The sequence below is a fragment of the Micromonospora sp. NPDC051196 genome, assembly GCF_040682415.1.
GTDB lineage: Bacteria > Actinomycetota > Actinomycetes > Mycobacteriales > Micromonosporaceae > Micromonospora.
The window spans coordinates 339,336-360,746 of the sequence record NZ_JBFBAY010000005.1; the positions used below are offsets into that span (position 1 = coordinate 339,336).

Annotated in this window: 21 protein-coding genes; 19 read left to right on the plus strand and 2 right to left on the minus strand. The window is 71.8% G+C overall.

Annotation, left to right across the window (positions count from 1 at the left end; genetic code table 11):
• Positions 1 to 7: 7 nt before the first annotated feature.
• From AB0M35_RS13830 to AB0M35_RS13890, 13 genes are all read left to right on the plus strand, one after another.
• Entirely contained in the window at positions 8 to 1,282 is a 1,275-nt protein-coding gene (locus AB0M35_RS13830) for an adenosylmethionine--8-amino-7-oxononanoate transaminase (RefSeq protein ID WP_363745055.1), read from the plus strand.
• 75 nt (positions 1,283 to 1,357) lie between these two features.
• Positions 1,358 to 2,194 (plus strand): orotidine-5'-phosphate decarboxylase, encoded by an 837-nt coding sequence (pyrF, locus tag AB0M35_RS13835; RefSeq protein ID WP_363745057.1) that lies wholly within the window; start codon positions 1,358 to 1,360, stop codon positions 2,192 to 2,194.
• 171 nt (positions 2,195 to 2,365) lie between these two features.
• The gene (gene mihF, locus AB0M35_RS13840) at positions 2,366 to 2,683 is read left to right on the plus strand and encodes an integration host factor, actinobacterial type (RefSeq protein WP_117229171.1); all 318 of its coding nucleotides are present in this window, start codon (positions 2,366 to 2,368) and stop codon (positions 2,681 to 2,683) included.
• A 25-nt stretch (positions 2,684 to 2,708) separates the two neighbouring features.
• A complete protein-coding gene (locus tag AB0M35_RS13845; RefSeq protein ID WP_363745059.1) occupies positions 2,709 to 3,242 on the plus strand; it encodes a guanylate kinase in 534 nt (177 codons plus the stop codon).
• Between the two features lie 51 nt (positions 3,243 to 3,293).
• Positions 3,294 to 3,557 carry a DNA-directed RNA polymerase subunit omega gene (gene rpoZ, locus AB0M35_RS13850; RefSeq protein WP_007075826.1) on the plus strand — a complete coding sequence of 88 codons (264 nt, stop codon included), beginning with the start codon at positions 3,294 to 3,296 and terminating at the stop codon, positions 3,555 to 3,557.
• Positions 3,558 to 3,571: 14 nt separating this feature from the next.
• Positions 3,572 to 4,786, plus strand: a complete 1,215-nt coding sequence (coaBC, locus tag AB0M35_RS13855) for a bifunctional phosphopantothenoylcysteine decarboxylase/phosphopantothenate--cysteine ligase CoaBC (protein ID WP_363745060.1) — start codon at positions 3,572 to 3,574, stop codon at positions 4,784 to 4,786.
• An 81-nt stretch (positions 4,787 to 4,867) separates the two neighbouring features.
• Complete coding sequence (metK, locus tag AB0M35_RS13860; RefSeq protein WP_363745061.1) at positions 4,868 to 6,061, plus strand: methionine adenosyltransferase; 1,194 nt, start codon at positions 4,868 to 4,870, stop codon at positions 6,059 to 6,061.
• Positions 6,062 to 6,126: 65 nt separating this feature from the next.
• Positions 6,127 to 8,112, plus strand: coding sequence for a primosomal protein N' (locus AB0M35_RS13865; RefSeq protein ID WP_363745063.1), 1,986 nt, complete (start codon positions 6,127 to 6,129; stop codon positions 8,110 to 8,112).
• Positions 8,113 to 8,386: 274 nt separating this feature from the next.
• Complete coding sequence (locus AB0M35_RS13870) at positions 8,387 to 9,370, plus strand: AAA family ATPase (RefSeq protein ID WP_363745065.1); 984 nt, start codon at positions 8,387 to 8,389, stop codon at positions 9,368 to 9,370.
• 92 nt (positions 9,371 to 9,462) lie between these two features.
• Positions 9,463 to 10,722 (plus strand): cytochrome P450, encoded by a 1,260-nt coding sequence (locus tag AB0M35_RS13875; RefSeq protein WP_363745067.1) that lies wholly within the window; start codon positions 9,463 to 9,465, stop codon positions 10,720 to 10,722.
• A gap of 43 nt (positions 10,723 to 10,765) precedes the next feature.
• Positions 10,766 to 11,326, plus strand: coding sequence for a peptide deformylase (def, locus tag AB0M35_RS13880; RefSeq protein ID WP_363745068.1), 561 nt, complete (start codon positions 10,766 to 10,768; stop codon positions 11,324 to 11,326).
• A 4-nt stretch (positions 11,327 to 11,330) separates the two neighbouring features.
• Complete coding sequence (fmt, locus tag AB0M35_RS13885) at positions 11,331 to 12,257, plus strand: methionyl-tRNA formyltransferase (protein WP_363745069.1); 927 nt, start codon at positions 11,331 to 11,333, stop codon at positions 12,255 to 12,257.
• A 23-nt stretch (positions 12,258 to 12,280) separates the two neighbouring features.
• Positions 12,281 to 13,669: a transcription antitermination factor NusB gene (locus AB0M35_RS13890; protein WP_363745237.1), complete on the plus strand. Its 1,389-nt coding sequence runs from the start codon at positions 12,281 to 12,283 to the stop codon at positions 13,667 to 13,669.
• A 50-nt stretch (positions 13,670 to 13,719) separates the two neighbouring features.
• Here the strand turns inward: AB0M35_RS13890 and AB0M35_RS13895 are convergent, their stop codons facing one another.
• A complete protein-coding gene (locus tag AB0M35_RS13895; protein ID WP_363745071.1) occupies positions 13,720 to 14,604 on the minus strand; it encodes a septum formation family protein in 885 nt (294 codons plus the stop codon).
• Between the two features lie 72 nt (positions 14,605 to 14,676).
• Positions 14,677 to 15,564 (minus strand): septum formation family protein, encoded by an 888-nt coding sequence (locus AB0M35_RS13900; protein ID WP_363745073.1) that lies wholly within the window; start codon positions 15,562 to 15,564, stop codon positions 14,677 to 14,679.
• Between the two features lie 248 nt (positions 15,565 to 15,812).
• Here AB0M35_RS13900 and rpe point away from each other — a divergent pair, with 248 nt between their 5' ends.
• The 6 genes from rpe to ribH all read left to right on the plus strand — a co-directional run bounded on the left by rpe (position 15,813) and on the right by ribH (position 21,392).
• A complete protein-coding gene (gene rpe, locus AB0M35_RS13905; RefSeq protein ID WP_363745075.1) occupies positions 15,813 to 16,493 on the plus strand; it encodes a ribulose-phosphate 3-epimerase in 681 nt (226 codons plus the stop codon).
• A 1-nt stretch (position 16,494) separates the two neighbouring features.
• Positions 16,495 to 17,475 (plus strand): response regulator, encoded by a 981-nt coding sequence (locus AB0M35_RS13910; protein WP_363745077.1) that lies wholly within the window; start codon positions 16,495 to 16,497, stop codon positions 17,473 to 17,475.
• Positions 17,476 to 17,850: 375 nt separating this feature from the next.
• The gene (gene ribD, locus AB0M35_RS13915) at positions 17,851 to 18,912 is read left to right on the plus strand and encodes a bifunctional diaminohydroxyphosphoribosylaminopyrimidine deaminase/5-amino-6-(5-phosphoribosylamino)uracil reductase RibD (RefSeq protein ID WP_363745079.1); all 1,062 of its coding nucleotides are present in this window, start codon (positions 17,851 to 17,853) and stop codon (positions 18,910 to 18,912) included.
• Between the two features lie 2 nt (positions 18,913 to 18,914).
• On the plus strand, positions 18,915 to 19,556 hold the full coding sequence (locus AB0M35_RS13920; RefSeq protein WP_363745081.1) for a riboflavin synthase: 642 nt from the start codon (positions 18,915 to 18,917) through the stop codon (positions 19,554 to 19,556).
• Positions 19,557 to 19,614: 58 nt separating this feature from the next.
• Entirely contained in the window at positions 19,615 to 20,886 is a 1,272-nt protein-coding gene (locus tag AB0M35_RS13925; protein WP_363745083.1) for a bifunctional 3,4-dihydroxy-2-butanone-4-phosphate synthase/GTP cyclohydrolase II, read from the plus strand.
• 5 nt (positions 20,887 to 20,891) lie between these two features.
• A complete protein-coding gene (gene ribH, locus AB0M35_RS13930) occupies positions 20,892 to 21,392 on the plus strand; it encodes a 6,7-dimethyl-8-ribityllumazine synthase (RefSeq protein WP_363745085.1) in 501 nt (166 codons plus the stop codon).
• Positions 21,393 to 21,411: the final 19 nt, after the last annotated feature.

Consider the following 21,411-nt stretch of genomic DNA (forward strand, 5'->3'; position numbering starts at 1 on the left):
GGAACGATTGACCCCGGAGGAGATTCTCGCCGCCGACGCTGCGCACGTCTGGCATCCGTACGCGACCGTGCCACCGGCCGTGCCGCCGTACCCGGTCGACAGTGCCGAGGGGGTGCGGCTGCGGCTGGTCGACGGGCGGGAGCTGGTCGACGGGATGTCGTCGTGGTGGGCGGCGATCCACGGCTACCGGCATCCGGTGCTGGACGCCGCGGTGACCGACCAGCTGGGCCGGATGAGCCACGTCATGTTCGGCGGGTTGACCCACGCCCCCGCCGTGGAACTGGCCCGCACCCTGGTCGAACTGGCACCCGACGGGCTGGAGCACGTGTTCCTGGCCGACTCGGGCTCGGTCAGTGTCGAGGTCGCGGTCAAGATGTGCCTTCAGTTCCAGCGGGCCACCGGCCGACCGCAGCGCCGGCGGCTCGGCACCTGGCGGGGTGGCTACCACGGGGACACGTTCCACCCGATGAGCGTCTGCGATCCCGAGGGCGGCATGCACCATCTCTGGGGCGATCTGCTGCCCCGGCAGGTCTTCGCACCCGTGCCGCCGGGTGGCTTCGACACCCCGCCCGATCCGGCGTACGAGGCGGCGTTGATGGAGGCGGTGCAGCGGCACGCCGACGAGTTGGCCGCGGTGATCGTCGAGCCCGTGGTGCAGGGGGCCGGCGGGATGCGCTTCCACCATCCCCATTACCTGCGGGTGCTGCGCGAGGTGACCCGCGCGCACGGGGTGCTGCTGGTCTTCGACGAGATCGCCACCGGGTTCGGGCGTACCGGGACGATGTTCGCCGCCGAGCACGCCGGGGTCGCGCCGGACGTGATGTGCGTGGGCAAGGCGCTGACCGGTGGCTATCTGACCTTGGCCGCCGCGTTGTGCACCCCCGAGGTGGCGGCCGGCATCCGCGCCGGCGGGGTGCTGGCACACGGGCCGACGTTCATGGGCAATCCGCTCGCCTGTGCGGTCGCCAACGCCTCCCTGGGCCTGTTGCGGGCGGGGGACTGGGTGGGGCAGGTGGCCCGGCTCCAGGGCAGCCTGCGGGCCGGCCTGGAGCCGCTGCGCGGGGCGCCGGGAGTAACCGATGTCCGGGTGCTCGGCGGCATCGGCGTGGTGCAACTCGACCATGAGGTCGACATCGCCGCCGCCACGGCCGCCGCGGTGGCGCAGGGAGTGTGGCTGCGCCCGTTCCGGGACCTGATCTACACGATGCCGCCGTACGTCACCGATGACGCCGACCTGGCGCTGATCGCGGCGGCTATCGGTGCGGCCGTGCGGGCTGCTTGAGTAGTCGGTGCTCGGTAGGCGCCAAGTTTGAGTAGTCGAACGAGGCAAGTTGAGCATGAGAGGAAGGCACTGAGGATGGAGAGCTTTGGCGCCCGACTGCATCGGGCCGTCCGCGAACGGGGCCCGCTCTGCGTCGGCATCGATCCGCATCCGGCTCTGCTGGCCCGATGGGGCCTCGCCGACGATGTGGACGGGTTGAACCGCTTCGCCCGGACGGTCGTTGACGCCCTCGGTGACCGAGTTGCGGTGGTCAAGCCTCAGTCGGCGTTCTTCGAGCGATTCGGGTCCCACGGGGTGGCCGTTCTTGAGTCAACTATCCGACAGTTGCGCGAGCGTGGCGCGCTCGTTCTGCTCGACGTCAAGCGCGGCGACATCGGCTCGACGGTTCACGCGTACGCGTCGGCGTATCTCGACCCATCCAGCCCCATGCATGTCGACGCGGTGACCGCGAGCCCGTTCCTGGGCGTCGGGTCTCTCGCCCCCATGTTCGAACTGGCTGCCGAACACGGCGGTGGGGTCTTCGTTCTGGCGCTCACCTCCAACCCCGAGGGCGCCACGGTCCAGCGCGCCGTGACCGCCGACGGGCGCACTGTCGCGCAGACGGTGATTGACGAGATTGCGCAGCTCAACGCGGGTGCCGAACCGCTCGGAAGTATCGGTGCGGTGGTCGGGGCGACGGTCGGCGAGACCGGTTGCGACCTGTCGGCGATGAACGGTCCGTTGCTCGCGCCGGGCCTTGGCGCGCAGGGTGCCACGGCGGCCGATCTGCGTGTGGTGTTCGGTTCCAGCCTGCCCGCGGTGCTGCCCTCGTACTCCCGAGAGGTGTTGGGAGCGGGACCAGACCCGGACGCCCTGCGGGTCGCGGCGGACCGTGCGGTGACCGACTGCCAGGCAGCGCTGACGACGTCATGACTGACTGACAGCTCGGTCACTTTGTGGTGATCATCGCGCGCCCACGTTGCCGAAAGCTCCGTTGACCGCTAGTTTTCCCCGCGCTGGGAACCCCTTGGTTCACAGCGACACCACGTTTCACAGATGCGGCGGTGCGTCCCGCCCGTCGCGATAGGGACCTGAGGAGAACTGGTGCCGCTCCCGTCACTGACCCCCGAGCAGCGCGCAGCCGCGCTGGAGAAGGCTGCGGAGATCCGCAAAGCCCGTGCCGAGCTGAAGGAGCAGCTCAAGCAGGGCAAGACCACCCTCGGAGCCGTTCTTGCGCGCGCCGAGTCCGACGACGTCGTCGGCAAGCTCAAGGTGTCGGCCGTGCTGCAGGCGATGCCGGGCATCGGCAAGATCCGGGCCACCCAGATCATGGAGAAGCTCAAGATCGCCGACAGCCGTCGCCTGCGTGGCCTCGGCGAGCAGCAGCGCAAGGCCCTGCTTGGGGAGTTCGCCGCCAACTGAGTATGGCTGCGTGTAGAAACAAGCAGTGAGCTTGGATGACGAGACGCGCCCGGCGGCTCGGCTCACTGTCCTGGCTGGCCCATCCGGCGCCGGTAGGGAGAGTGTCGTCGAGTTGGTCCGGGCGCGTTCTCCGTCCGTGTGGCGGCCGATCCCGGCCACCACCCGGCCCCGGCGTGAGGGCGAGCTCGACGGGGTCCACCGTCACTTCCTGACTCCTGAGGAGTTCGACCGCCGGCTGGCCGCCGGCGACCTGTTGGAGTGGAGCCGGCTCGGAGCGCATCGCCGCGGCACCGAGATCGAACCGCTACGCAGCCGCGTCGCCGCCGGAGTGCCGGTCCTGCTGCCCCTGGATCTGGACGGGGCGCTGCTGGTGCGGGCCGCATGGCCGCAGGCCCGACTGGTGTTACTCCATCCGCCCGGTCGAGTTCCGCCCCCGGCCGTGATGGCGGCCTTCGACCAGGCCGTGTCCTACGACCGCACGGAGCGAGTCGTGGACGAGCTGGTAGGATTCATCGGTTCTTCCTTCCTGGCTCCGGCCCGGCCGCGCCCGCGCGGTTGAGCGCCGGCACCGCGCTCGCGCGGTCCGTGCGAAAGACGCAGAGGTTTATCCGTGGGATCCATCGCCAACCCAGAAGGCATCACCAACCCGCCGATCGACGAGCTCCTGGAGAAGACGACGTCGAAGTACGCCCTGGTCATCTTCGCGGCCAAGCGTGCGCGTCAGGTCAACGCCTACTACAGCCAGCTCGGCGAGGGTCTGCTCGAGTACGTCGGCCCGCTGGTCGAGACCACCCCCCAGGAGAAGCCGCTCTCCATCGCGATGCGCGAGATCAACGCGGGCCTGCTCACCGCTGAGCCGACCGACCAGCCGTAATCGCCCCTCGTTCGATGAGCGCCCGGATCATCCTCGGGGTAGGCGGCGGGATCGCCGCGTACAAGGCCTGTGAGCTGCTGCGTCTGTTCACCGAGTCGGGCCACCAGGTCCGGGTCGTACCGACCGCCGCCGCACTACGGTTCGTCGGCGCGCCGACCTGGGCCGCGCTCTCCGGCCAGCCGGTCGCCGAGGATGTCTGGTCCGACGTGCACGAGGTGCCGCACGTGCGCCTTGGCCAGCAGGCCGACCTGGTGGTGGTCGCACCCACCACCGCCGATCTGCTGGCCAAGGCCGCCCAGGGCATCGCCGACGACCTGCTCACCAACACCCTGCTCACGGCCCGCTGTCCGGTGCTGCTGGCGCCGGCCATGCACACCGAGATGTGGGAGCACCCGGCCACCGTCGACAACGTGGCGACGCTGCGGCGTCGGGGCGTACGGGTCATCGAGCCCGCCGTGGGGCGGCTCACCGGTGTCGACACCGGCAAGGGCCGGTTGCCCGACCCGGCGGAGATCTTCGCGATCGCCCGCCGGACCCTGGTCCGTGGTGCCGCCGCACCGGCTGACCTGACCGGCCGGCACGTGGTGGTCACCGCCGGGGGCACCCGGGAACCGCTGGACCCGGTGCGCTTCCTGGGCAACCGCTCCTCCGGCAAGCAGGGCTACGCCTTCGCCCGTTCCGCTGTGGCCCGGGGTGCCCGAGTCACATTGATCTCGGCAAACGTGGCCTTGCCCGATCCCGCCGGGGTGGACCTCATCCGGGTGGGCACCACCGGCGAGCTACGTGAGGCGACCCTGAAGGCTGCGGTCGACGCCGACGCGGTGGTGATGGCGGCGGCTCCCGCCGATTTCCGGCCGGCAACGTATTCGCCTGGCAAAATCAAGAAGTCGGACGACGGTGCGCCCACCATCGCCCTCGTGGCCAACCCGGACATCGCCGCCGAACTCGGCCAGCGCCGCCGACCGGAGCAGGTCCTGGTGGTGTTCGCTGCCGAGACCGGCGACGCGGAAGCCAACGGACGGGCCAAGCTCGCTCGCAAGCGGGCCGACCTGATCGTGATCAATGAGGTTGGCCCGGACAAGGTCTTCGGTGCCGAGACCAATGCGGCCACCGTCATCGGCGTGGACGGTTCGGTCACCCGGATGCCCGAGCAGCCCAAGGAGGAGTTGGCCGACGGCGTGTGGGATCTGGTGGTCGCCCGGTTCGTGGGCGCGTCCCCTGATCGCTGAATGTGGACAACCAATAAGAAGGACCGCGGACGGCTGGTGACTACACTGCCGAAGAACGACATCCAAAATCTTAGGAGTGCCGTGACACGCCGCCTCTTCACGTCCGAATCGGTCACGGAAGGCCACCCGGACAAGATCGCCGATCAGATCAGTGATGGCATCCTCGACGCCCTACTCAGTCAGGACCCGCACAGTCGGGTGGCCGTTGAAACCCTGATCACCACAGGTCAGGTACACGTCGCCGGCGAGGTGACGACCAAGGCGTACGCCGACATCCCGACGATCGTGCGGGAGACCATTCTCGGCATCGGCTACGACTCGTCGAAGAAGGGTTTCGACGGCGCCTCGTGCGGTGTCAGCGTCTCGATCGGTGCCCAGTCGCCAGACATCGCCCAGGGTGTGGACAACGCATTCGAGTTGCGTACCGGAGCCTCGGAGAGTGCGTTGGACGCGCAGGGCGCCGGCGACCAGGGCATGATGTTCGGCTTCGCCTGCTCCGAGACGCCCGAGCTGATGCCGCTGCCCATCGCCCTGGCCCACCGCTTGGCCCGTCGCCTCGCCGCAGTCCGCAAGGACGGCACGGTTCCCTACCTGCGGCCCGACGGTAAGACCCAGGTCACCATCGAGTACGAGGGCCTGCGGCCGGTACGACTCAACACCGTCGTCGTCTCCAGCCAGCACGCCGCCGACATCTCGCTGGAGTCGCTGCTCACGCCGGACGTGCGCGACCACGTCATCGCTCCGGAGTTGGAGAGCCTCGGCCTGGACACCGAGGGCTACCGGCTGCTGGTCAACCCGACCGGTCGCTTCGAGATCGGTGGCCCGATGGGCGACGCCGGCCTGACCGGGCGGAAGATCATCGTTGACACGTACGGCGGCTACGCCCGGCACGGTGGGGGCGCCTTCTCCGGCAAGGACCCGTCGAAGGTCGACCGGTCGGCCGCGTACGCGATGCGCTGGGTGGCCAAGAACGTGGTGGCCGCCGGCCTGGCCGAGCGGTGCGAGGCGCAGGTCGCCTACGCCATCGGCAAGGCCCACCCGGTGAGCCTGTTCATCGAGACCTTCGGCACCGAGACCGTGCCGGTGGCCTCGATCGAGAAGGCGGTGAACGAGGTCTTCGACCTGCGTCCGGCCGCCATCATCCGGGACCTGCACCTGCTGCGCCCGATCTACCGGCAGACCGCCGCCTACGGTCACTTCGGCCGTGAGCTGCCGGAGCTGACCTGGGAGAGCACCGACCGGGCCGCCGACCTCAAGTCGGCCGCGGGAGCCTGACCGGCAACAGGCGAGACGACCGGCGGCCCGCGGACGGGTCGCCGGTCGCTCGTGTCTGTGTCGACATGCCGCTGCCTCACCTGGATCGTCCGTTCGACTACTTGGTTCCGCAGGCGCTGGCCGCCGACGCGCGGCCCGGCGTGCGGGTGAAGGTGCGCTTCGCCGGCCAGCAGGTCGACGGCTGGCTGTTGGAACGGGCCGAGCGCTCCGACCACCCCCGGCTGGCGTACCTGGAAAAGGTGGTCTCGCCGATGCCGGTGCTCGCACCCGAGGTGGTCCGGCTGGCCCGCGCGGTCGCCGACCGGTACGCCGGCAGCCTGGCCGACGTGCTGCGTCTCGCGGTCCCACCCCGGCATGCCCGGGTGGAAAAGGATGTCCTCGCACGAACCGCCACCACCTCGGTGGAGTCCGCCGTCGAGTCGCCCACCGAACTCACCGAGCCGGCTGCCGCCCCCGACCGGCCGCCACCCGCGCCGGAGGTGTCGCCGGTCGGGCCCCCGGAGCCAGGTGGGTGGCGGGACTACCCGGCCGGGCCGGCGCTGCTGCGGGCGCTCGCTGACGGGCGCGCACCCCGGGCCGTCTGGTCGGCGTTGCCGGGTGAGGACTGGGCGGCAAGGTACGCCACCGCGGTCGCCGCCACCGTGGCCGCCGGTCGGGGCGCCCTGGTCGTGGTCGCCGACGGCCGGGACCTGGACCGGCTGGACGCCGCGTTGACCGCCACTCTCGGGCCGGACCGGCACGTCTGCCTCTCCGCCGCGCTCGGGCCGGCCCGCCGGTACCGCGCCTTCCTCACCGCCCGCCACCACGCCGCGCCGGTGGTCATCGGTACCCGGGCGGCCATGTTCGCCCCGGTGTCCCGGCTGGGTCTGGTGGCCATCTGGGACGACGGTGACGACCTGCACGCCGAGCAGCGGGCTCCGTACCCGCACGCCCGTGAGGTGTTGCTCACCCGCGCCCAACTCGACGGCGCGGCGGCGCTGGTCGGCGGCTACGCCCGTACCGCCGAGGCGCAACTGCTGGTGGAGACCGGGTGGGCCCGTGAGGTGGTCGCGGCCCGGGAGGTGCTGCGGGCCCGTGCTCCGGCGGTGGCCCCGACCGGCGACGACCCACAGTTGGCCCGTGATCCGGGGGCGGCGACCGCCCGGCTGCCCAGCCTGGCCTGGACCGCCGCCCGGGAGGCGCTGCGGGCGGAGTCTCCGGTTCTGGTGCAGGTTCCCCGGCGGGGTTACCTGCCGTCGGTGGCCTGCGACGACTGTCGTACCCCGGCTCGCTGTCCGCACTGCGCCGGGCCGTTGGCGCTGCCGTCGGCCGGTGGGGCACCGGCCTGCCGGTGGTGCGGGCGGGTGGCGGCCGCGTACGCCTGCCCGCACTGCGGTGGGCGGCGGCTTCGGGCCTCGGTCACCGGAGCCCGACGTACCGCCGAGGAGTTGGGGCGGGCCTTTCCCGGCGTGCCGGTGCGCACCTCGGGACGGGAGGAGGTGCTGGCCGACGTCCCCGGCGGCGCCGGCCTGGTGATCGCCACCCCGGGCGCCGAGCCGGTCGCCGAGGGTGGCTACGGGGCGGTGCTGCTGCTGGACACCTGGGCCCTGCTCACCCGGGCGGACCTGCGCGCGGGCGAGGAGGCGCTGCGGCGCTGGGCGGCGGCGGCCGCGCTGGCCCGGCCGGCTGCCGAGGGGGGCCGGGTGGTGGTGGTCGCCGATGGCGCGCTCGCCCCGGTACAGGCTCTGCTGCGCTGGGATCCCGCCTGGTTCGCCGCCCGGGAGTTGGCCGAGCGGCGGGAACTCGGCTTCCCGCCGGCGGTACGGATGGCCAGCCTGACCGGTGCACCGGACGCCGTGGCCGACCTGTTGGCGCAGGCGCGCCTGCCCGACGAGGCGCAACTGCTCGGCCCGGTACCGGCCGACGGCGAGCGGGAGCGGATGCTGGTCCGGGTGCCTCGGGCGCGGGCCGCGGCACTGGCCGAGGCGTTGCACGCGGCGGCCGGGGTACGCAGCGCCCGGAAGGCGGCCGACCCGGTACGCCTACAGGTCGACCCGCTCGCGATGTTCTGACATCGTCAACTGACGCCGCCCGGTGACGTTGCGTGGTGGCTGACACCGCAATTGTCGCCATATGTGAGAAATCCATCGCTGTCCGTGCCGATATGCCGGGCGGCGGTCGTGTCTTCGGGGCCGTCGTGCCGAAGGTGATAGAGTCGCCCGTCATGCCGGGGCGCACGACAGCTCCAGGTCACGGCGCGACGGCAGACGCGCAGGGTAGGGGTTGTCGCAGGACGGCGCGATATCGATGCTTCCAATCAGCCGGTGATTCAGGGGTGGGCCAGTCGTGACCGTTCGTCAGTCGATCGTCTTCAACGGTGACCTCGGTAGCGGCAAGAGCACCGTGTCAGTCGAGATCTCCAAGCGGCTGGGACTGCGCCGGATCAGTGTCGGCGACCTCTACCGGCAGATGGCCCAGGAGCGTCAGATGACCGCGCTCCAGCTCAATCTGCACGCCGAGCTGGACCAGGCCGTCGACGGCTACGTCGACCAGCTCCAGCGCGACATCGCCGCCTCCGGCGAGAGCCTCGTCATGGACTCGCGGCTGGCCTGGCACTTCTTCACCGACGCGCTCAAGGTGCACATGATCACCGAGCCCGGTGAGGCGGCCCGCAGGGTGCTGCTGCGCCCCTCCGGTCCGGCCGAGAGCTACACCTCGCTGGAGGAGGCCAAGGCCAAGCTCAGGGAGCGCAGCGAGAGTGAGCGTGGCCGGTTCCTGGTCCGCTACGGCGTGGACAAGGCCCGGCTGCGCAACTACGACCTGGTCTGCGACACCACCCGGGCCCCCGCCGACGAGGTGATCGAGCGCATCATCGACGTGTACGAGGGGCGGCTGGCCCCCGAGGTGCTGCGCGCCGCGCCCCCGCTGCTGCTGCTCGACCCGGCGCGGGTCTACCCGACCGAGGATGTCGCCGGCCTGCGCGGCCTGTGGGACTCGACGTTCGTCGGCGAGGTGGCCGAGGCCGGTGAGGCGGCCCTGGAGCCGTTGGAACTCGGCTACACCGGCGAGTACTTCTTCGTGATCAACGGGCACCGCCGGCTCAGCGCCGCCATCCAGAACGGTTTCCGGCTGGTGCCCGGGCGGCTCGTCGCCGAGGTCGACGAGCCGGTGGTGGGCACGACGAGCGCGGTCGACTTCTTCGCCGCGCAGGCCCGGCCCAGCCTCCTCCACGATTGGGAGGCGGCCCACGACATCCGCCTGCCGCTGCCGGAACACGCCCTGCTCGCCGGGGACGCGGTGCTGGCGGGGGAGCCCGGCGGCCTCGGCTGACCGCCCGGCCGCCGCGCCCGGACACCCTCGCCGAATGCCGTCGGGTCGCCGTGCGGGCATGATGGGAGCTTCGGCACACCGGGGAGGCCATTATGGACGTTGCGGACACCCTCGCCGCACTCATGGCGCCCGCCGGGCGCCTCGACCCCTATCCGGCGTACGAGCGGCTGCGCGCCCACGGTCCGGTGGTCCCCTCCGGTCCGGGCCTGTACGTCGTCACCGGCTATGCCGAGGCCGACGAGCTCCTGCGGGACGCCCGGGTGCGGGTCTCCGACGACGCGGTGCGCGACATGCTGCTGCCGCAGTGGCGCGATAGCCCGGCCGTCTCGACGATCGCCCGGTCGATGCTGGAGACCAACCCGCCCGATCACAGTCGGATGCGTCGTCTCGCCGCGCGGGCCTTCACCCCCCGGCGGATCGCGGCGATGCGGGACGTGGTGGCGGCGCAGGCCGACGAGTTGATCGACGCGATGGCGGCGGCCGGTCGAGGCGTCGACTTCATGGCCGACTTCGCCTATCCGCTGCCGGTCGCGGTGATCTGCGAGCTGCTCGGTGTGCCGGCCGTCGACCGGCCGCTGTTCCGACGTTGGGCGGCCGATCTCACCGCCGTCCTGGAACCCGAGATCACCCGCGAGGAGCTGGCCATGGCCGACGCGGGCGCCACCGAGCTGGTCGGCTACTTCACCGAGTTGGTTTCCGCTCGTCGGCGCCGTCCGGCCGACGACCTGACCACCGCGCTGGTGCAGGCACACGACGACGGTGACCGGCTTTCCGGTGACGAGCTGCTGGGCAACCTCGTGGTCCTGCTCGTCGCGGGATTCGAGACCACCACCAACCTGCTGGGCAACGGTCTGGCGGTGCTGCTGGCGCACCCCACGGCCGCCGACGTGTTGCGCCGTCACCCGGAACACGCCCCGGCGTACGTCGACGAACTGCTGCGCTACGACTCTCCCGTGCAGCTGACCACCCGGACCAGCAGCGAGACGGTGCGAGTCGGTACGGTCGAGGTGTCCGCCGGCAGCCGGATCCTGCTGCTGCTGGGCGCGGCCAACCGCGATCCCCGACGCTACCCGCAACCGGACCGTTTCGACCCGTGGCGGGCGTTGTCGAACCCGCTCTCCTTCGGCGCCGGTCCGCACTACTGCCTGGGTGCCGGGCTGGCCCGGCTGGAGGGGCAGGTCGCCTTCACCCGGCTGCTGCGTCGGCTGCCCGCGCTGGCGTTGTCGGGCACGCCCCGGCGTCGGTCGCGGCTGACCCTGCGCGGGTACGAGACGCTGCCGGTCACCGTGGGTGAGCTGGCATCGGTCGCCGATCATGGTGCGCCGGTCGGGGCGACCCCGGACACTCCGTAGACTGGTACGGCACTACCGCCCGCCCGTTAAGGAGTCAACCCGCGTGACCGTCCAGCCCATCCGTCTGTTCGGCGATCCGGTGCTGCGCACGCCGGCCGATCCGGTTGTCGATTTCGACGTGGAGCTGCGCAAGCTCATCGCCGACCTGACCGACACCATGCGTGACAGCAGCGGGGCCGGTCTCGCCGCGCCGCAGCTCGGTGTGGGCCTGCGGGTGTTCACCTTCGACGTCGACGACGTGGTGGGCCACCTGGTGAACCCGGTGCTGGAGTTTCCCGACTCCGAGGAGCAGGACGGCCCGGAGGGCTGCCTGTCCATTCCCGGGATGTACTTCGACACCAAGCGCCGGCAGAACGTGATCGCCAAGGGTTTCAACGGCTACGGCGACCCGTTGCAGATCGTCGGCACCGGCCTGATGGCCCGCTGTGTGCAGCACGAGACCGACCACCTCGACGGTGTGCTGTTCATCGACCGGCTGGACTCCGCCGGTCGCAAGGAGGCGATGAAGGCGATCCGCCAGGCCGAGTGGTACGACGCGGCCACCCCGCCCACGGTCAAGCTGAGCCCGCACACCGCCGGCAGCCCGTTCGGCCTGGGGCGGTGACCGGATGCGTGTGATCTTCGCCGGCACTCCGGCCGTTGCCGTTCCCGCCCTCGCTGCGGTCGCCGAGTCCCGGCACGAGCTGATCGCCGTGGTCACCCGCCCCGACGCACCGGCCGGTCGGGGCCGTGGCCTGGTCCGTTCCCCGGTGGGTGCCTGGGCCGACGAGCACGGCGTCGAGGTGCTCACCCCGGCCCGGCCGCGCGAGCCGGAGTTCCTGGACCGGCTGCGCGCCCTGGCCCCGGACTGCGTACCGGTGGTGGCCTACGGTGCGCTGGTCCCGCCGGTCGCGTTGGAGATCCCCCGGCTGGGCTGGGTGAACCTGCACTTCTCGCTGCTGCCCGCGTGGCGGGGTGCCGCACCCGTGCAGCACGCGGTGCTGCACGGCGACGAGTTCACCGGCGCCAGCGTCTTTCAACTGGAGGAGGGGCTGGACACCGGCCCGGTGTACGGCACGCTGACCGACGAGATCCGGCCCGCCGACACCTCGGGCGACCTGCTGGAGCGATTGGCCCACTCCGGGGCCGGTTTGCTGGTGGCGGTGCTGGACGCGCTGGACGACGGCACCGCCCGGGCCGAGCCGCAGCCCGCCGACGGGGTCACCCTGGCGCCGAAGCTGACCGTGGAGGACGCCCGGGTCCGCTGGTCCGACCCCGCCTTTGCGGTGGACCGCCGGATTCGTGCCTGCACCCCGGCGCCCGGGCCGTGGACGACCTTCCGGGGTGAGCGGGTGAAGCTGGGGCCGGTCGTCGCGGCACCGGACGCCGACGCCCTCAAGCCCGGGGAGTTGAAGGTGGAGAAGGCGCGGGTGCTGGTCGGCACGGCCACCGTCCCGGTTCGCCTCGGCGAGGTGCGGGCGGCGGGCAAGCGGGCCATGCCGGCGACCGACTGGGCGCGCGGCGTCCGGGTCAGTGCCGGGGAGGAACTGGCGTGAGGGACACCGCACCGCGCGGGGGAATGGACCGACGGGGCCCGCGTGCCCCCCGCCCGACGGTGGACCGGCCCCGCTACGCCGCGTACCAGGCCGTCGCCGCGGTCAACCGGGACGACGCGTACGCCAACCTGGTGCTGCCGGCGATCCTGCGGGACGAGGGGCTGGTCGGGCGGGACGCCGCCTTCGCCACCGAGCTGACCTACGGCACGCTGCGTCACCTCGGCACCCTCGACGCGATTCTCACCTCTGCCGCCGGTCGGGACGTGCAGCGGATCGACCCGCCGGTACGCGACGCGTTGCGCATCGGCGCGTACCAGGTGCTGCACACCAGGGTGCCCGCACACGCGGCGGTCTCCTCGACCGTCGACCTGGTCCGGATGGTCGGTCAGGGTGCCACCGGTTTCGCCAATGCGGTGTTGCGCGAGGTAGCGGCCTGTGACGCGGACGAGTGGGTGGCCCGCCTCGCCCCGTCGATGGAGACCGACCCCATCGGCCACCTCGCCCTCGCCCACAGCCATCCACAGTGGATCGTCCGGGCGTTCTCCGAGGCGCTCGGCGGTGACCTCGGCGAGACCACCCGGCTGCTGATCGAGGACAACGAACGCCCACCGGTGCACCTGTGCGCCCGGCCGGGTCTCGCCGACCCGATCGAGCTCGCCGACGCCTCCGGTGGCGCACCGGGTGCCTTCTCGCCGTACGCCGTCTATCTCGGTGGCGGCTCACCCGGGGACCTGGCGGCGGTGACCGACGGGCGCGCCCACGTCCAGGACGAGGGGTCCCAACTGGTCGCCAACGCCCTCGCGGTGGCACCGCTGGACGGCCCGGACGGTCGCTGGCTCGACCTGTGCGCCGGGCCGGGCGGCAAGTCGGGGCTGCTCGGCGCGCTCGCGGCGCAGCGCGACGCGCGGCTGACCGCGGTGGAGGTGGCCGAGCACCGCGCCCGACTGGTGGAGGGCGCCACCCGTGGCCTGCCGGTGACCGTGTTGCACACCGACGGTCGGCTGGTCGGTGCCGAGCCGAAGCTGCCCGAGGGGCACTTCGACCGGGTACTGGTCGACGCCCCGTGCACCGGTCTGGGGTCGCTGCGTCGCCGACCGGAGTCGCGTTGGCGGCGTCAGCCCTCGGATCTGCCGGCGTTGACCCGGTTGCAGCGCGAGCTGCTCACCGCCGGGCTCCGTGCGGTCCGCCCGGGTGGCGTGGTGGCCTACGTGACCTGTTCACCGCACACCGTGGAGACCCACGTGACGGTCACCGAGGCCGCCCGTAGGTGCGGTGCCCCGGTGGACTTCGTCGACGCCCGGCCGTTGTTGCCGGCGGGCATGCCGGGGCTCGGGGCCGGGCCGACGGTGCAGCTGTGGCCGCATCGACACGGCACCGACGCGATGTTCCTCGCCGTGCTGCGCCGCGGCTGACGTCGCACCCTGCCGGTGGGCGGGTTTGACGCCGAGCCCGGCCGGTCGCCTCAGGTGATCGGCAGGGCTCGGCTGCCGGCGCCCTTCATCGAACGGGTGAGGACACGCTCGCTGCTCCACAGGAAGCACTGCACGCCCCGGTTGCCGCTGCGCCACTCGGCCTCGGCGGGATGGTAGAAGATGGTGCCGGCGCGGTACTGGAGGTTGTTGTCGTCCGGCACCTTGGCGAACTTCGCGATCAAGCTGCGGCAGCCCCGATGGGCCCGCCCGGCGTTGTCGAGGAAATCCTTGTAGCTGCTTTTCGGGGCCTTCCAGATGCCGACGAACTCGGCCCGGTGTCGCGCCGTGCACTTGACGGCGACCATCTCGATGACCTCGTCGCCGCTGGTCTTGGCGTTGAAGCAGCCGTGCCGCAGCGGTGACGCCCCGGACAGGGTTCCGGACAGGCTCGCCGTGCGCCGTACCGGGACCGGGACGTCCAGGCCGCGTAGTTCGGTCACGTCGCAGCGGAACCAGCGTGCGCCGCCGCTCCACGCCGCCGGGGAGGGGAAGACGACGCTCAGCCCGACCCGGCCGCTACGCCAGTCGGCTCCCAGGGCCGAACGCGTCTGCCGGTCGCACTCGGCGAAGGCGGTACGCATCTGGGCGCTGCCGGCGGTCGGTGGCGTCTTCGTGTCCGCCGAGGGCAGCGAACCGACGTGCAGGGTCTCGACCCGGTGCGGCTGATCGCAGTCCACCGGGGCGTACGCGCCGACGTAGCCGACTTCCTGCGGCTGGGCGTGACAGGTGTCTGGCGCGGGGGTGAACACGGCGGGCGCGGCCATCGGCGCCCAGTCGTCGCTGAGGTCGCCGTCGGTCCCGGCCGGCCTGGTGCAGCCGGCCGGCGCCAGCGCCACCACCGTGCTCAGCGCGATCCCGGTCAGCCACCGTCGCATCCCGTCGACCTCCCGCCGCCGCGCTCGCGCGGCCTCCGGCGCGCGTAGCAGCGGCAGCATACGGCACGGTGATCAGGTCACCGGGAGTCCTTGCGGGCCGACCCCACGCATCGAGCCGGTGAGCTTGCGATCGTCACTCCACAGCAGACAGCGCACCCCCCGATCGCCCTCCTCCCATTCTCGTTGCGAGGGCGGATAGAAGATCGAGCCGGCGCGGTAGGGCAGGTCGGAGTTGTTGGGCACGTCCGCGTACGCGGCGATCAGTTCCATGCAGCGTCGGTGTGCCTGGCCGGCCGAGTCACTGAACTGTTGCCAGGTCATGTCCCGCTCGATGTACACCCCGACGAACTCGGCGCCGTGCGGTTCGGTGCACAGCACGGGGGCCATGTAGTTCAGGCTGTTGCCGATGAGCTTCGGGTCGAAACAGCGGTGCACCAGCGGTGAGTCGCCGATCAGCGCCCCGCGCAGGCTGCCGGTGCGGTTGACCGGCCGGGTGTTGTCGATGCTGTCGGTCTCGCTCAGGTCGCAGCGGAACCATCGGGCGCCGCCGTTCCAGGCCGACACCGACGGCAGGGCGATGTTCAGCGTCAGCCGGGCGACGTGCCAGTCGCCACCGAGCACCAGCCGAGCCCGCTGGTCGCACTCGGCCCGGGCCTTGCGCAGGGCTGCGGATCCGGGCTCGGGTCGCGGGCCCCTGCCCGCCGCACCGCTGAACGCGCCGACGTGGACCGCCTCGGCCAGATGGTTGCGGGCGCAGTCCACGGTCTCGTAGGTGCTTGCCTGCACGATCGCGGTGACCCGCGGCAGGCAGGCGTCGGTGGCCGGGACGAACATCGTCGGCGCGCGCAGCGCGGGCCAGTCGTCGGTGAGATCGCCGTCCGTCGCTCCCTGCCGTACGCAGCCACTCAGCGCAATCGCAGCCGCGCTGGCCAACACCAGCGCCGCGAACCACCGTCGCATCGTCCGCCCTTTCCGGGAGCCGTTGCCCGGCTGTCGGCTCCCGTGCCCACCAGCCTGCACGTTACCGTGACCGTCCCGGATGGAGTGTCGCCGCGATTCGGCCGTCTGGCCAGTCGGGGGAGCACCTTCGCACTGTGCCATCGGTCCGGAGGGTGCCATTCTGCACCATTGGTCACCTCTGGGTCACGTGGCGTCCTGGTTGGTGCCGTGCTGCCAGCGGGTGACGGCCGCCTTCGTACACTGGCCCGGTGACCGTACCGCCGCTGATCATCGCGCCCAGCATCCTCGCCGCCGATTTCGCCCGCCTCGCCGAAGAGGTCCGTGCCGTCGAGAACGCCGCGGACTGGTTGCACGTGGACGTGATGGACAACCACTTCGTGCCGAATCTGACCATCGGGTTGCCCGTCGTGCAGAGCCTGCGCGCCGCCACCGAACTGCCGTTCGACGTCCACCTGATGATCGAGGATCCGCGCCGGTGGGCGCCCGGCTACGCCGACGCCGGGGCCTACAACGTCACCTTCCACGCCGAGGCGTGTGACGATCCGGTGGCACTGGCCAAGGATCTGCGCGCGGCCGGCGCCAAGGCGGGTCTGGCGATCGACCGGGACACCCCGATCGAGCCGTACCTCGACCTGTTGCCAAACTTCGACACGCTGCTGGTGATGACCATCAAGGCCGGGTTCGGTGGCCAGCGGTTCATTCCGCAGTTGTTGGACAAGGTCCGCACCGCTCGTCGGCACGCCGCCGCCGGCCACCTGGAACTGCGTATCGAGGTCGACGGTGGGATCGCCGCCGACACCATCGAGCAGGCCGCCGCGGCCGGTGCCGACGCGTTCGTCGCCGGCACCGCGGTCTACGGCGCCGACGATCCGGCCGAGGCGGTACGCCGGCTGCGGCAGCTGGCGGAGCGCGCGGCTGACGGGCAGTGACGTGGAACCCGCCAGCGACCGCAAGGACGTGATCCTCGTCGTCGACGACGACGAGGACATCGCCCGTTTCGTCGAGTTCAACCTGCGGCTGCACGGTTTCGACGTGATGCTCGCCAGCGACGGGCAGGAGGCGCTGGAACTGATCCAACACCAGCGCCCCGACCTGGCCGTGGTCGACCTGATGATGCCCCGGGTGGACGGCCTGGAACTGACCCGGCGGCTGCGGGCCGACCCGATGACCGCGGTCCTGCCGGTGATCATGTTGACCGCCAAGGGGATGACCCAGGACAAGGTCAACGGGCTCAGTGCCGGGGCCGACGATTATCTGGTCAAGCCCTTCGACACCCTGGAACTGCTGGCCCGGGTCACCTCGACGCTGCGCCGCAACAAGGAGTTCCGCGAGGTTTCCCCGCTGACCGGGCTGCCGGGCAACAGCCGTATCCGTCGGGAGATCGCCGACCGGGTCCGCAGCGGCACCGACTACGCGGTCGGCTACATCGACATCGACCGGTTCAAGAGCGTCAACGACCGGTACGGGTTCGTCCGGGGCGACGACTTCATCTCCGCGTTGGCGCGCACCCTGCACCAGGCGGTGGTTTCGGTGGCGCTGCCGCCGGCCTTCCTCGGTCACGTCGGCGGTGACGACTTCGTCTTCGTCTGCACCCCGGATCAGGTTCGGCCGCTCACGTCCCGAGTTTCCGCAAGTTTCGAGAAGGCGGCGGACGCCCTCTACGACCCCACCGACCGCGAACGGGGGTACGTGGAGCTGAAGGATCGGCGCGGAAACATCCGCCGGGCGGCCCTGGTAACCCTCTCCATCGGGGTCTGCATCTCCGACGCCGACAAGCGCCTGACCAGCCCACTTGAGGCGATGACCATCGCTTCGGAAATGAAAACCGTGGCCAAGAGCCAACCCGGTTCGTACGTGGCGGTGGACCGTCGGCGCGGTGTCACCGAACCGAATCACCGTCATGTGAAGTAGCTCGCCGGGCTGGCCAAACCACCCGGTCTACGTGTAAGACTTTCCCTCAGTACCCACCACGCGCTGGCGGGACTCGGTGTAATTCCGAACCGGCGGTGATCCACGGTCCGACCGTGGTAAGCCCGCGACCCGGGAGCGGTTCGTCCGCCCGGTGGACCTGGTGAGAATCCGGGGCCGACGGTTGGGTGCGGTCCGTCCGCGCCCAGACAGTCCGGATGGGAGACAGCGCGCGGATCGGAAGGGCCGGGGTGCTCGCCGAACTTCGGCGTGCGCACCCTCCCAACCGGGGCGGCTGCGCCGTACCCGGACTCCGCCGCCTGCCTGTTCCCGTCTCCCCGCCCGCGCCTTGACAGCGAGAGGGCAGGGACCAGGCCGATGGCGAGCGTCTCCGTGGATGAGGCGATGCGTCGCGCGATCGAACTCGCGGCGCGCGGGCTCGGCACGACCAGTCCCAATCCCGTGGTCGGCTGCGTGCTGCTCGACGCCGACGGCGAGGTGGTCGGCGAGGGCTTCCACGCGTACGCCGGCGGGCCGCATGCCGAGATCGTCGCGCTGGCCCAGGCGGGCCACCGGGCGAAGGGCGGCACCGCCGTGGTCACCCTGGAGCCCTGCGACCACACCGGTCGCACCGGACCCTGTAGCAACGCCCTGGTGCAGGCACAGGTGGCGCGGGTGGTCATCGCGGTGCCCGACCCGACCCCGGTCGCGGCCGGCGGCGCCGCGACGCTGCGGGCCGCCGGTGTCCGGGTCGACCTGGGAGTACGCGCCGCCGAGGCGGAGAGCGGCAACATCGCCTGGTTGACCGCGATGCGCCGGGGCTGGCCCTACGTGATCTGGAAGTACGCGGCGACGCTGGACGGCCGGTCCGCGGCGGCCGACGGCACCAGCATGTGGATCACGTCGGAGGCGGCCCGGATGGACGTGCACGCGCTCCGCGCGACCGTCGACGCGGTGATCGTCGGGGTCGGCACGGTCCTCGCCGACGACCCACGGCTCACCGTGCGCAACCTGCGGGACGGCAGCCTGGCCATCCGGCAACCGTTGCGGGTGGTGGTCGACTCGGCCGGGCGTACCCCCGTCGACGCCCAGGTCCGCGACGGTGCCGCCCGCACCTGGATCGCCACCGCGGCGGAGGTGGGTACCGGCCCGGACGGGGGGGTGGACCTGCCCGCGCTGCTGGCCGGCCTGCATACCCGGGGAGTGCGGGCCGTGCTGCTGGAGGGTGGGCCGAGGCTGGCCGGGGCGTTCCTCGCCGCCGGTCTGGTCGACCGGGTCGTCGGCTATCTCGCCCCCCGGTTGCTCGGCGCGGGCCCGGCCGCCCTGATCGACGCGGGTGTGACCACCATCGCCGAGGCCATCGACCTGGAGATCACCGACGTTACCCAGGTCGGACCCGACCTGCGGATCACCGCACTGCCCCGTAAGAGGGAGGGCTAGGCATGTTCACCGGCATCGTCGAGGAACAGGGCGAGATCGTCGGAGTGACCCCGACGGCACAGGATTCGGTCCGGATGGCGATCCGCGGCCCGCTGGTCACCTCCGACGCCCGGCACGGCGACTCGATCGCGGTCAACGGCGTCTGCCTGACCGTGGTGGAGGCCGACGGCGGGGTGTTCACCGCCGACGTGATGGGCGAGACCCTGCGCCGTTCGGCGCTGGGCACGCTGCGCTCCGGCGACCGGGTCAACCTGGAACGCGCCGCCGCGCTCGGCAGTCGCCTCGGTGGCCACCTGGTGCAGGGCCACGTCGACGGCGTGGGCGAGGTGCTCTCGCGCCAGCCGGCGCAGCAGTGGGAGACGGTCCGGTTCCGGCTGCCCGCGTCGCTGGCCCGGTACGTGGTGGAGAAGGGCTCGATCACCGTCGACGGGGTGTCACTGACCGTGGCCGAGGTGGGTGGCGACTGGTTCACGGTGGGTCTGATCCCCACCACCCTGTCGCTGACCACGCTCGGTGCCCGACGGGTGGGCGACCCGGTCAACCTGGAGGTCGACGTGCTGGCCAAGTACGTCGAGCGGCTGCTCGGCACCGAATCGTCGGCGGCGTTGCCCGACGTGACCGCCACCGGGTCGGTGCGGGCATGACCGGCCCGCTCGGCCGGTCGGCCGCCGGGATCACGTCAACCTACGCGGAGGCCGTGGCATGACCGATTCGGGATCCTTCGACAGCATCGAGCAGGCGCTGGCGGACATCGCCGCCGGCCGGCCGGTCGTCGTGGTCGACGACGAGGACCGGGAGAACGAGGGCGATCTGATCTTCGCCGCCGAACTGGCCACCCCGGAACTGCTGGCCTTCACCGTGCGGCACACCTCGGGCTTCATCTGCGTACCGCTCACCGAGAGCGAGTGCGACCGGCTCGACCTGCCGCCCATGCACCACACCAACCAGGACCGCCGGCAGACGGCGTACACGGTGACGGTCGACGCCCGCGAGGGGGTGAGCACCGGCATCTCCGCCGCCGACCGGGCGCACACCATCCGGCTGCTCGCCGACCCGGCGACCGGGTCGGCCGACCTGGCACGGCCGGGGCACGTGGTGCCGTTGCGGGCCCGCCCGGGCGGGGTGCTGCGCCGTGCCGGACACACCGAGGCGGCCGTCGACCTGGCGCGGCTGGCCGGTCTGCGGCCGGCCGGGGTGCTCTGTGAACTGGTCAACGACGACGGCACCATGATGCGGCTGCCGGACCTGGAGAAGTTCTGTGCCGAGCACTCGCTGACCCTGGTCACCATCGCCGACCTGATCGCCTACCGGCGCCGCACCGAGAAGCAGGTCGAACTGGTCGCCGACGCCCGGATGCCCACCGAGCACGGCGTGTTCCGGGCGCTGGGCTACCGCAGCGAGCACGACTCGGCCGAGCACGTGGCCCTGGTGATGGGTGAGATCGGCGACGGCCGGGACGTGCTGGTACGGGTGCACTCCGAGTGCCTGACCGGGGACGCCTTCGCCTCGGTGCGCTGCGACTGCGGCCCTCAGCTCAACGCCGCCCTGGACCGGGTGGCGCGGGAGGGACGGGGCGTGGTCCTCTACGTGCGCGGCCACGAGGGGCGGGGCATCGGGCTGCTGCACAAGCTGCGGGCGTACCAGTTGCAGGACCAGGGTCGCGACACGGTCGACGCGAATCTCGACCTCGGCCTGCCGGCCGACGCGCGTGACTACGGCACCGGTGCGCAGATCCTCTACGACCTCGGAGTGCGCTCGATGCGGCTGCTCACCAACAACCCGGCCAAGCGGGCCGGGTTGGAGGGCTACGGGCTCACCGTCACCGGCCGGGAGAGTCTGCCGGTACGCGCGCACCCGGAGAACGTGCGTTACCTGCGCACCAAGCGGGATCGGATGGGGCACCTGCTCGACGTGGACGGGACGGCCGAGGCGCCGATGGGTCGCCCGGTGGCCGGCAACGAGATCGGAGCGTAGGAGAGATGGCAGGTTTCGGTGAGCCGGGGACGACTCCGGTCGACGCGTCGGGGATGACCGTGGGTGTGGTCGCCGCGCGCTGGCACGGTGAGCTGACCGATCACATGCTCGACCGGGCGGTCGCCGCCGCGCAGGCGTGCGGGGCCCGGGCCGTGGTGGCCCGGGTGGCCGGCTCGGTGGAGTTGCCGGTGGTGGCTCAGGCCCTGGCCCGCCGCTGCGACGTGGTGGTCGCCCTCGGCGTGGTGGTACGCGGGGCCACCGCCCACTTCGACTACGTCTGCCGATCGGTCACCGACGGGCTGACCCGGGTCGCGCTCGACGAGGGCAAGCCGGTCGCGCACGGCGTACTCACCGTCGACACCCTCGACCAGGCCCGCGACCGGGCCGGCCTGCCGGACTCCGCCGAGGACAAGGGCTGGTCGTCCACCGTCGCCGCGCTGGACGCCGCTCTGGCCATCCGTCAGGTCGACACCGGCGGCAACCAACGCGTCGGTTTCGGCGTCTGAGCGGGTCCGTTCGGGTGCC